The organism is uncultured Winogradskyella sp. (genome assembly GCF_963975125.1).
Classification (GTDB): Bacteria; Bacteroidota; Bacteroidia; order Flavobacteriales; family Flavobacteriaceae; genus Winogradskyella.
Genome location: NZ_CAXBGB010000032.1, coordinates 20,317 through 31,292, shown reverse-complemented (window position 1 = coordinate 31,292; position 10,976 = coordinate 20,317). Strand labels below are relative to the sequence as shown.

Genomic DNA, 10,976 nt, shown 5'->3' with positions numbered 1-10,976 from the left:
ATGCAACACCAAGCCGATGCATTTTTAAAAAAGCAGAAAGGCATACTTTAGATAACATACAATGTCTGTTCGAGTGATGCGATTTTATGAGCATTGTATCGAGAACTATTGTGACTTTTCGATATAATTTTTAAAGCTTCACTTCGGTATCTTATATCAAAATATATTTTGATTTTAATAATCTCAAAATCACTCGAAGTAATAAATAATTTATGAAAGTCCTTTAGGTTCATTACTTTTATGTTGTAATTATAAACTTTCTAATATGAAATATGTATTCCCTTTTGTATTCGCATTATTATGCCTCAGCTGCATCAGTATTAAAACTGATGTAGCCTCAGATTCTATTGAAAAAAGTGATCACAAAGACTTAGCTGAAGCTGGTATTCGTCTTGTAATGGAAGCACAAGAAATTGCATGGAACAAGCACGACTTAGAAGGCTTTATGCAAGGGTATTGGAAAAGTGATCAGCTTAAGTTTTATGGATCCAATGGACTTACTTTAGGTTGGGAAAATACTTTAGCAAACTACAAAAAAGGCTATCCAACTGAAGCAGAAAGTGGTACGCTTAACTTTGTAATTAATGATATTTCTAAAATTGAAGGTGATAACTATTGGGTTATGGGAGAATACCATCTAAAACGACAAGTTGGTGACGCAGATGGAGTCTTTATTATTATTTTTAAAAAGATAAATGGAGAATGGAAAATTGTTGCCGATATGTCTTGCTAGTTGAAGCAGACTTAAAAAATAAAGTGTACCCAAACATCAATCTATCACCATAAATGCATTGGAAACACTTTTATAAAGTATGTATATAATAGGATTATTTAAGCCGCTACAATTGTGTTTGTTGACATAGCAATAGTTGGTTCTTCAGATTTAAAATGCTGATAAAGCTCTTTACAACCAAACCCTACAATAGATAATCGTTTTGATTTAGTAATAGATTCATTATGTAATCTGGCAAGTGCCATAACTCCAGCTCTATCTATACTTTCTACACTCTCAATATTGATTAGAATATTATCTAATTTTTCGAAAATGTTAGAGAAATGTGCATTAAAGGTTCTAATACTAAGCTTGTTTAAAGTTCCTTTAATCTGATAATGATTGTTGTAATTTGTAATTTGTAAATCCATAATAACTAATGTTAAAAGCGTTCATAATAATTCAGGGCTATTAATCAGTATACTTGGTGCTATTAATTAGAGGGATTACTCAAATATGCAACTTATCATTGGGTGATACATTATAAAATCGATAAATGGTAATTTTGACTAGATTATTCGGATAGGTCTGTTTATTTTTTCGACAAACAACACACTTACAAATAGATATGGTGTAAGAAAAATGAAATAAAACTACTTAGACTTAAGTTTATGAAGATGTATATTTACATCTAAGGTTTTTGTACTACAACTTTTGAAACAGGGTGCTTTTTTAGATGGTGCGATGGTCTAATTGGTCGTTTTTCAAAACCACCACTACAATTTGGGCATATTAATTTTAAGAGCTCAACACAGTCTGTACAGTAAGTACATTCAAACGTACAAATCATTGCCTCTTTAGAATTATACGGCAATGACTTATTACAATTTTCGCATGTTAGTCTAATCTCTAACATAACCTTATGCTTTTGTCACTAAGAGTGACTACTTCTTAAGTTTTCTTTACATACTTGGTTATGATAACAATTTGCTGGTCACCTACTCTACCTTCAATATACTCAGCATTTTCGTGATCTAGTCTTATGTTTCTGACAGCAGTACCTTGTTTGGCTACCATGCTAGAGCCTTTTACTTTAAGATCTTTAATTAAAACTACAGAGTCACCATGTTCTAAAATAACACCGTTAATATCTCTGTGAATGAGTTTATTTTCGTCAGATTCGCCATCACCCGAAGCTTTTGCCAGTTCTAAAATCTCATCCTCCATGTACATCATACCCAATAAATCTTGTGGCCAATCATCCTTAATTCTATTAAGCATTCTCCAAGCCATAATTTTTACAGCATCGTGTTCGCTCCACATACTATCATTAAGACATCTCCAATGATTGGCGTCTATCTTCTCAGCGTCATTCATCTGTTCTGTACAGACATTGCAAGCATATAAAGCCGTTTTTTTACCACTCTCTTTTACATCTGGTAAACTATAAACAGATAATTTTTCTGTACTGCTGCAAAGCTCACATTTAGAGCTACTGCGTTGTTGTAATTCTCTTTCTAATGACATATAAATAAGGTATAGTACAAATGTAAAATTAATCTAGCGTTTCTCTCAATTTTTTAGGCAAACCTTTTACTACCATATCATAGGAATGATCTATTAATTCTGTAATCAATTTTGGTGAAAGTTCACCGGTTTGAATATAAACACTATTCCATTGTTGTTTGTGCATGTGATAACCAGGTTTTACACTGTCATATTCGGCTCTTAGCTCTTGTGCATATTCCGTATTACATTTTAGATTTATAAATGCTTCACCATTTTCCCATTTTTTTAATGATGCTAAAGCAAACATCTTGCCTAGCACTTTAAATACAAGTGTATCATTATCGAAGGGAAAATGTTCTGTTACTGCTTTTTTATTTAAGCAATAGTCTCTGTACTGTTCTATATTCATTCTAAAAGTCGTTCCATTACCTTTTCAGGATGCTTGAGTTCGGTATAGCCAAACTGTTTATATAAGTTATGTGCGTCGGCTGTTTTGAGCATCCAAATTTTGCAAGATTGAATTTGAGGTGCTTCATTTATAGCTTTCATTAATTGTTTTGAATAGCCTTTACCTCTATATTCTGGAAGGATAAATACGTCCATTATATAGGCGAAAACGACATAGTCACTTACAATTCTGGCAAAACCAATTTGCTTTTTATCTAAAAAAACGCCAAAACAAAAACAATGTTCAATAGATATTTTAACTTCTTCTAGCGTTCTTCCTTTTGCCCAATAAGTTTCAGTTAAAAATTGATGAATAACCTCAACCTGAAGCTTGCTTTTATCTGTTGATATTTCTATCACTTCTCTAGTTTTTTTACTTCAGAGGTTACAATCTTTAATGCAGAATAATCTAGCTGCCAACCAATGGTTTCAACTAAATTCTCTATGAGATGTATTGCTTCCAAGGCTTCCTGTTTAGCAATATTATAAAGTCCACTTTCAGGAATTTTTTCCATAATATGTTCCTTCGCCTTAGTATGTAATTCTGTTAAATCTGAAGCTTCAAACTTATTAAACATCCCATCGCTCTTATCATAATAATTAATATCACTTTCTATAGATAATACTTCTGGTTGCGGAAAGTGGGTGAGAATTACGGATTTTGTTTTAGGATTAGAAGTTAACTGTACTTTGCTTAAATCGAAGCCAACATGTGCTTTTGCATTGATAACTACTAATGCTTTTTTGCGACTAGAGATTAACTTTAAGAACTTCTCCTTTACATCCTCGTAATGGTAAATTTCTGCAAAATCACCTTCGACAGTTATAAACTTACAAACCCGTTTTATTTTATCTAAAAGTATAATCGATTGCGCATTAGTAATTTGTTTAGTCTTCCATTGCTTATAGATGGTTACCAAGCCTAAGGTTACTAAAATGCTTATGATGATGATAAAAAATGTTTCCATAGGTCTTTAAATATATGATACTAGCTTATGGCTATAGTCACGCTATATTATTCTAATATTTTATACAAAATAGGTTTACTTGGAGAGGCATCATTTTCAAAAGGTGCTATCTGAAGATTTAGCATATAACACCCATCTTCGATTTTATTAGACACATATATAAACTCTGTTATTGTAGCATCTAATCTTAAAATTCCTTTTGTATTCCAAAATGCATTATGCGCTAAAAGCTTGCCTCCATCTTGTTCTTTATCTACGCTAGGTAGGTCTATTAGTAAATGTTTAATCTCCCTAGATTTTATATAGTTTGCTGCATCTTCCAACAAATAAGTAGGATTTGTATTTGAATATTGACGAGATTTTTTTTCTTTAGTATTTGGTAAGGTTCTAATTACAATGGCATCTCGCTTTTTTTTACCCAAAGTAAACTCTAATTGCTTTTTAGAAATCACATAATCATCACCAAGTTTTTCTGGTGCAACCGTAACTACTTCGGCTAAAAAGAAAAATTGTTTTAACTGTTTATTTACAGAATACACCTTTTCTGTAATATGACCAACGGTTTCTGTATGTGTACCATGAGAATGCGGATTAAAACTAATCGTATTAAAATTTACTACGGCACCTTTTGCGACACTAATTGTTTTACCATCTATAACTTCTGGAGCAATTTTTGGAGGTTCAACATGCCATGCATTAACGTTAGAGACATCACCTTTTAAAGGTATAGAAATGTCTAAAGGTTGTGATAAATCTATTTTTAACTTTTTAGAATTGTATTGTATGGTTGTAATCAAGATATATTAAGTTTAAATAATTGTGAAGCAATGCCATCACTTAAAAATTGTCCTTTTTTGGTGACTCGTAAATGCTCTTCTTCAATATACAACAAATGTTGATTTATAAAAATTTCTGAATGCTCAATTAGATAATCCTTAAAAACTATGCCAAAGTCGTTTTCAACTTTCACAAATGAAACTCCCCAAATGGTTCTTAGACCTGTCATTACATATTCATTATACTGGTCTGTAAGTGTTAGAGTTTCAATTTCTATTGGTAATTCGTTTTGTTGAATGGCTTTTATGTATTTTGAATTATTACTTACATTCCAACCACGTTGTTTTCCATTAAAAGAATGTGCAGAAGGCCCAATTCCTAAATAGGATTTCCCTTGCCAATAAGCCGAATTGTTTTTACTAAAATAGCCTTTTTTTCCAAAATTTGACAATTCGTAATGTGCAAAACCAGATTCTTCCAATTTTTCTTTTAAGATGTAAAACTGCTCATGTGCTTGCTCATCATCTATGTTCTCAACGATTCCTTTTTTAATAAAAGATGCTAAAGCGGTTTTGGGCTCAACCGTCAATGCATAGCTCGAAATATGAGGCACATTAAAGCTTAAAGCTGTTTCAATATTTTCTAACCATTGTTCATTTGACGCACCAGGAATCCCATAAATTAAATCGAGAGAAATATTATCGAAGTTTTTTGTTGCTTCTTCTAAACACGTTTTAGCTTCTTCAGCGTTATGTGCACGATTCATCAGTTTTAAATCTGCCTCGAAAAAGGATTGAATACCTATTGACAAACGATTGATTAGACTCTCGGATAGTTCGATGATTCGATCTTTAGTTAAATCATCTGGATTGGCTTCTAGTGTAATTTCTGGGTTTTCTGAAACCTTGTAGTTTTTATAAACTGCATCGATTATAAATTGCAATTCGTCATTAGTTAATAGACTCGGTGTACCTCCTCCAAAATAGATAGTTTCTACAGTAGTATCTTTGAATTCGTCTTTTCGAAGTTCTAATTCTCTTTTCAAAGCATTGACAAGCTCATCTTTCTTTTTTAATGAAGTAGAAAAATGAAAGTCGCAATAATGACACGCTTGCTTGCAGAATGGTATGTGGATGTAGATGCCTGAGATAACTTTTTAATTTAGTATTTACCTTAAATTAAATTTAGGTTGAAATTTACGTTTTACAATTAATCTTCTTCTATAGGCTAAATAAATAGCATATCCATAGTAGCTAAAAATGAAAATAACTATAAACCAAATAACTTTGAAATGTTTTTTTCTGAATTTAGTTAAATACAGTTCTCTAGCAACATAATATAAAAACGCAAGATTAAGAATAAAAACGGTTTGAGGCAATACTATAAATTCCAATTATAATTATTTTTTTACCCGATTCTCATTCTGCTTCACAAAAGCTCCCCAACCAGAATAACTCTTACCAATTTCTACTCTCCCTTGGTTATAAAAATGACAAACCGCAGCTGCCAAACCATCCATAGAATCCAAGTTTTTAGGTAATGTTTTAAGACCTAACATGCTCTGAAGCATTTTAGCAACTTGTTCTTTACTGGCATTTCCATTACCTGTAATTGCCATTTTAATTTTTTTGGGTGCATATTCTGTAATAGGTACTTCTCGCGATAAACCTGCTGCCATAGCAACACCTTGCGCACGACCAAGTTTTAACATACTCTGTACATTCTTACCAAAAAAAGGAGCTTCAATTGCTATTTCATCTGGATGATACGAATCGATGAGTTCTATGGTGCGTTCAAAAATAAGCTTGAGTTTTAAATAATGGTCATCGTACTTTTTTAGCATTAACTCATTGAGTTGCATAAACTCCATTTTTTTACCTACGATCTTAATGAGTCCAAAGCCCATAATAGTAGTTCCTGGATCTATGCCAAGTATAATTTTTTCTTTACTCATGTATTTAATCGCAAAACTGACAACCGCTCAAAGAAACAGCCAAACCAAAGGTAAGGTTAAAAACACTACCATTAAAAGCTCCTAATCCACTTAGTACAGAATCATAATTATTTAAGGATGTTAAGCCAAATAAATAGGCCAAATCTGTGTAAACAGATACTTTCTCATTAAGCTTATAGTGCAATTCAAATCCCATATTTAGGTTAAGATAAGTTTGCTTGTTATATCCTAAATTACCTAATGGTTTTACAAAAGCCAAACCAGGACCAGTATGTAAAACCGTTCGAAGGCGCATAGGTAAAAAACCAATATACTCTGAGGGATCAAAAACAAATTGCGCGTTAATACGCGAGTAATTTATTTTAAATTCTGGAGATTTATCATCATTTTTAAAACGGTTAAAACCAAAATCGAGTTTTACACCGTATTGACGCTTTAGCATGTGTTGAATCCCTAAGTTTACCGTTGGAAAATTTACCGACTTAGCATAAGCTCCATCTACAAACCCATCCGTTGTTGGGTAATTGAGACCAACTGCAAATAGAGCCTTCCACTTGGCAGTGTCTCTAAACTGAGCATTACTATTTAAGGTCATTGAAACGAGGATAATGAGGAACAGGTAGTGTTTTAAATATTGCTGCATCTGTGGGTTCTTGGTTTTATTTGTAATGTACACGTACTCTCTTTTTATTTTCCCTAAAAAATGACTTAAATTCGCTTATATTTTATCTATTTTTTTATACTTAGCCATTATGCTTTTCAAAAATAGTTTCATCTAAACAAATTTATTTTCATTTTCGGTTTAAAACAAAAAATAAAGAAGAGTTCAATATGCATTACGATGTGCCTTACAAAACTAAACAATTCTTCTTTGTACTTATTAAGTTGAGTATTGTAGTTGGCGCATTTTATTTTATTTACTCTAAACTCTCTGAAAACGAAAATTTACAATTCAATGAATTTATAGCATTTTTGAAAAAAAATGATACGTTTTCATCTAAAAACATTGGTTTTTTATTCATATTAAGCTTTTTTAATTGGTTTTTTGAAATTTTGAAATGGCAAAATTTAGTTAAAGCTATAAAGCGAATAACTTTTAGAGAGGCTTTAGAGCAAAGTTTAGGTGGATTAACAGCATCGTTAATTACACCAAACCGGGTTGGAGATTATGGAGCCAAGATTGTGTATTATGAAAAACCATTGAGATCTCGAATAGTATTACTGAATCTTTTAGGTAATATGGGTCAAATGACAATTACTACTATTTTTGGCATTATTGGTTTTATCATTTTTGTAAATCGCTATCAAATCGATATGGATTATTACAGAGTTATGAAATTTGGTTTTATAGTACTTATAATTAGTCTATTTGCTGTTTTAGGTGTAAAACAAAAACGTTATAAAATTAAAGGTTTCTCTTTTGAGCGCATCTTGAGTTTTATAAAAAAGTTAGGTTTAAAATCGCATCTTATAAACCTTTCGCTTGCCTTAATTCGTTATTTAATATTTTCATTTCAATTTTATTATTTCCTAACAATATTTGGTGTTGAAGTAGAATATAGTAAAGCAATGGTTGTGATTACTAGTATGTATTTTTTAGCATCGATTGTACCTTCCATTTCAATTTTTGATGTGATTATAAAAGGAAGTGTTGCTGTGTTTTTATTTGGGTATGCTGAAGTAAATGAATTGACTGTTTTATATATTATAACCTTAATGTGGTTATTAAATTTTGCAATTCCGAGTTTATTTGGAAGCTACTTTGTGCTAAATTTTAAACTCCCACAAAACGAAGAATGATCCTATCAACAATAGTCATATCAATTATTATAGTTTACCTATTTCTCATTGGTCTCTTAATTTATGGTTTTGATAAAGTTGACCATTTTAAACTTCAGGATTTACCAGCAAAAATAAAGTTTTCGATTATCATTCCATTTAGGAATGAAGCTAAAAATCTACCTCAATTATTAGCGTCAATTTTAAAATTGAATTATCCTACATCCTTATTTGAAATTATTCTTGTTGATGATGATTCTGATGATGATTCAGTATTTTTTATTGAAAAAATTCTCGATACAAAATCCTCAAAAAAGGATTTTACTCTAATTAAAAATATTAGAATAATAAAAAACAAAAGAGCTTCAAATTCACCAAAAAAAGACGCTATAACCACAGCAATAACAGTTTCAAAATTTGATTGGATTATTACAACAGATGCGGACTGCGTTTTACCGACTTATTGGCTCGATGTATTTGATGAATGTATTCAAACAAAAAAATCTGATTGTATAGTTGCACCTGTAACATATAAAGGTGAGAATTCCTTTTTTAATCGCTTTCAGATTTTAGACTTTCTTAGCTTACAAGGTGCTACTGTTGGTGGTTTTGGGTTAAATAAACCATTTATGTGCAATGGTGCTAATTTTGGCTATCGCAAATCACTCTTTAATACTTTAAATGGTTTTGAAGGCAACACTAACATCGCGAGTGGAGATGATATTTTTCTTCTAGAAAAATTCATAAAACAAGATGCACAAAAAGTACATTATCTTAAGTCCAAGAAAGCTGTAGTAAGCACAAATCCTGCAAAAGACATATCAGTATTAATTCAACAGCGTTTGCGTTGGGCTTCTAAAACAAGTCACAATTCTAATGGGTTTGCTAAAGGTGTTGGTTTAATTGTCTTATTAGGTAATTTGGTGTGTATAATGCTTATTCCTACGGTTTTACTAGGTTACATATCGTTAAAAACAGCTATCGCTTTATTCATTATTAAATTTAGCATTGACTTTTTACTCTTATTTAAAACATCGCGATTTTTTAAACAGGAAACCTTGCTCCTATCTTATCTGTTTTCGAGCTTGCTTTATCCTTTCTTTAGTGTTTATATCGTTTTATTAGCACTTTTTAAATCTTATGAATGGAAAGGCCGAACTTTTAAAAAATGATGCGAAATTAATTATTTTTGGTAGATTTACTAAAACCAAGTCCTAACAACACATGAAAAAAAATTTATTATTAATTCTTCTATGTTTTGCTTTTCAGTTTAATTATAGTCAAGAAAACTACACGGTCAATGGAGAAACACTTCAACTAAAAACGGAGATTGATGGTAACCTCGATTTACTATGGAATATAATCGATGGTAAATACCGTTATTTTGTTAAAACAGATGATGGCTCTATAACTGAGCTTAAAAACACTAAAGGTTCTGATAAAAACTATCAGGAAGAGTATAAAGCAACTTTAAGTAATTTAACAAATGGCATGTCAACTAGCAAATTAAACTTAACGCTTTATAGCCTTAGTAATTATATAGACAAATACAATGCTTCGGTTGATATGGCTTACACCTCAACCACAACAGAAAGCAAAGTGCAATTAAGATTGGGGTTTTCTGGTGGCATAACTAACAACCCTTTTGTTGGAAATTACGCTAATGTAAAAGTGCCTCTTATTGGTGCTGAGCTAGAAATCTATGAAGCTAAAGTATTACCAAGACATTCTGGTTTTTTGCAAGTACGTCACTCCTTTGACAATGACAATTTTTCATATAACACAACAGAGTTTTCTTTAGGTTATCGTTACAGAATTATTAATAAATCTTCGTTTTCTATCTATGGACAGGTAAAATTAGCAACAGTAAATTTTACTGATGTTACTTATATAGGTGAGAATGAAACTGAAATTAGCCAAAATGACACTTCGTTTGATGTGCCTTTTATATTTGGGATAGGCTCAGATATAAAAGTTGGGAAGACGAGTTACATAACTATAATTTATGGCGAATTATTCGCACTATTATTAGACAACCAAGGTAATTTTTCTACTGATATTGCTATCGGTTATAAATTTAATTTGTAATGAGTTTAAGAAATTTTAAAACTTCAAACCCTGTTTTTAATGATTATTTTTGGGATGATGGTAAGTCATCTATAAAGACCATGTCAGTTGCTGGTGTTTTTTTTAAATCTATTATCGGAATTTTAATCATTGCGGCAATTACTGTTTATTTATGGAAATTAAACGAAGCTGGTACACCTATGAAATGGTTTACCCTTGGAGGTATGCTTGGAGCTGTTGTAATTAGTGTTTTAATTTCTATACGACAAAACTGGGCACATATTTTAGTGCCACTTTATGTCATTGCTAAAGGGTTCTTTTTAGGTGGGTTTTCTGCTTATGCTCATCGTAATTTTTCTGAATTACCTTACCAAGCAATAGTTGTTACGATTGTTACCTTTTTTGTAATGCTCTTATTATATCAACTACGACTTATTGTAGTAACAAAAAAACTGAGAAGTGTTATTATCACAGCAACTGTAAGCATAATGGTAATATACATTATTTCTTGGATTTTGAGTTTTTTTAGCATTGAAACCTATATTTGGGGAACATCTTGGTTTGCTATAGTTTTTAACGTTTTAGCTGCCATAGTTGCCTCTTTTGCCTTGCTACTAGATTTTGACTATATAGAACGTTACAAGAATAAAGCACCAAAATATAAAGAATGGATTGCGACTTGGGGACTTTTAGCAACATTGATTTGGCTTTATGTAGAAGTACTTAGATTGATGCAAAAGTTTGCGATACGCTCCTAGAAAAC

The 10,976-nt window shown here is 31.4% G+C and carries 15 protein-coding genes; 5 read left to right on the top strand and 10 right to left on the bottom strand.

Annotated features, from left to right (window positions below):
• Nucleotides 1-265: 265 nt before the first annotated feature.
• Nucleotides 266-733, top strand: coding sequence for a nuclear transport factor 2 family protein (locus AAC053_RS06455; protein WP_339754294.1), 468 nt, complete (start codon nucleotides 266-268; stop codon nucleotides 731-733).
• 98 nt (nucleotides 734-831) lie between these two features.
• On the opposite strand, the gene AAC053_RS06450 is transcribed toward AAC053_RS06455, so the two are convergent.
• The 10 genes from AAC053_RS06450 to AAC053_RS06405 form a co-directional block, all read right to left on the bottom strand.
• Complete coding sequence (locus AAC053_RS06450) at nucleotides 832-1,143, bottom strand: STAS domain-containing protein (protein WP_339754292.1); 312 nt, start codon at nucleotides 1,141-1,143, stop codon at nucleotides 832-834.
• Between the two features lie 260 nt (nucleotides 1,144-1,403).
• Complete coding sequence (locus AAC053_RS06445; protein WP_339754290.1) at nucleotides 1,404-1,628, bottom strand: DUF1272 domain-containing protein; 225 nt, start codon at nucleotides 1,626-1,628, stop codon at nucleotides 1,404-1,406.
• A gap of 35 nt (nucleotides 1,629-1,663) precedes the next feature.
• The gene (locus tag AAC053_RS06440; protein WP_339754286.1) at nucleotides 1,664-2,239 is read right to left on the bottom strand and encodes a PhnA domain-containing protein; all 576 of its coding nucleotides are present in this window, start codon (nucleotides 2,237-2,239) and stop codon (nucleotides 1,664-1,666) included.
• A 28-nt stretch (nucleotides 2,240-2,267) separates the two neighbouring features.
• Nucleotides 2,268-2,630: an MmcQ/YjbR family DNA-binding protein gene (locus AAC053_RS06435; protein ID WP_339754283.1), complete on the bottom strand. Its 363-nt coding sequence runs from the start codon at nucleotides 2,628-2,630 to the stop codon at nucleotides 2,268-2,270.
• Nucleotides 2,627-3,028 carry a GNAT family N-acetyltransferase gene (locus AAC053_RS06430; RefSeq protein WP_339754280.1) on the bottom strand — a complete coding sequence of 134 codons (402 nt, stop codon included), beginning with the start codon at nucleotides 3,026-3,028 and terminating at the stop codon, nucleotides 2,627-2,629. The genes AAC053_RS06435 and AAC053_RS06430 overlap by 4 nt, the downstream gene beginning before the upstream one ends.
• Nucleotides 3,025-3,636, bottom strand: coding sequence for a DUF4230 domain-containing protein (locus AAC053_RS06425; protein ID WP_339754276.1), 612 nt, complete (start codon nucleotides 3,634-3,636; stop codon nucleotides 3,025-3,027). Before AAC053_RS06425 ends, AAC053_RS06430 begins: the two co-directional genes overlap by 4 nt.
• A 47-nt stretch (nucleotides 3,637-3,683) precedes the next feature.
• Nucleotides 3,684-4,433, bottom strand: coding sequence for a cyclase family protein (locus AAC053_RS06420; protein WP_339754274.1), 750 nt, complete (start codon nucleotides 4,431-4,433; stop codon nucleotides 3,684-3,686).
• Nucleotides 4,430-5,563, bottom strand: a complete 1,134-nt coding sequence (hemW, locus tag AAC053_RS06415) for a radical SAM family heme chaperone HemW (RefSeq protein WP_339754297.1) — start codon at nucleotides 5,561-5,563, stop codon at nucleotides 4,430-4,432. The genes AAC053_RS06420 and hemW overlap by 4 nt, the downstream gene beginning before the upstream one ends.
• Nucleotides 5,564-5,812: 249 nt before the next feature.
• Nucleotides 5,813-6,367 carry a crossover junction endodeoxyribonuclease RuvC gene (gene ruvC, locus AAC053_RS06410; RefSeq protein ID WP_339754272.1) on the bottom strand — a complete coding sequence of 185 codons (555 nt, stop codon included), beginning with the start codon at nucleotides 6,365-6,367 and terminating at the stop codon, nucleotides 5,813-5,815.
• A 4-nt stretch (nucleotides 6,368-6,371) separates the two neighbouring features.
• Nucleotides 6,372-7,043: a cell envelope biogenesis protein OmpA gene (locus tag AAC053_RS06405; RefSeq protein ID WP_339754269.1), complete on the bottom strand. Its 672-nt coding sequence runs from the start codon at nucleotides 7,041-7,043 to the stop codon at nucleotides 6,372-6,374.
• A gap of 155 nt (nucleotides 7,044-7,198) precedes the next feature.
• Here AAC053_RS06405 and AAC053_RS06400 point away from each other — a divergent pair, with 155 nt between their 5' ends.
• Genes AAC053_RS06400 through AAC053_RS06385 form a run of 4 tightly spaced genes read left to right on the top strand, consistent with a single transcriptional unit; the run spans nucleotide 7,199 to nucleotide 10,971 of the window.
• Nucleotides 7,199-8,167 (top strand): lysylphosphatidylglycerol synthase domain-containing protein, encoded by a 969-nt coding sequence (locus tag AAC053_RS06400; RefSeq protein WP_339754265.1) that lies wholly within the window; start codon nucleotides 7,199-7,201, stop codon nucleotides 8,165-8,167.
• Complete coding sequence (locus AAC053_RS06395) at nucleotides 8,164-9,318, top strand: glycosyltransferase (protein WP_339754262.1); 1,155 nt, start codon at nucleotides 8,164-8,166, stop codon at nucleotides 9,316-9,318. The genes AAC053_RS06400 and AAC053_RS06395 overlap by 4 nt, the downstream gene beginning before the upstream one ends.
• A gap of 52 nt (nucleotides 9,319-9,370) precedes the next feature.
• Nucleotides 9,371-10,234 carry a hypothetical protein gene (locus AAC053_RS06390; protein ID WP_339754259.1) on the top strand — a complete coding sequence of 288 codons (864 nt, stop codon included), beginning with the start codon at nucleotides 9,371-9,373 and terminating at the stop codon, nucleotides 10,232-10,234.
• Nucleotides 10,234-10,971, top strand: coding sequence for a Bax inhibitor-1/YccA family protein (locus tag AAC053_RS06385; RefSeq protein WP_339754257.1), 738 nt, complete (start codon nucleotides 10,234-10,236; stop codon nucleotides 10,969-10,971). Before AAC053_RS06390 ends, AAC053_RS06385 begins: the two co-directional genes overlap by 1 nt.
• The last annotated feature ends 5 nt before the right edge of the window (nucleotides 10,972-10,976 follow it).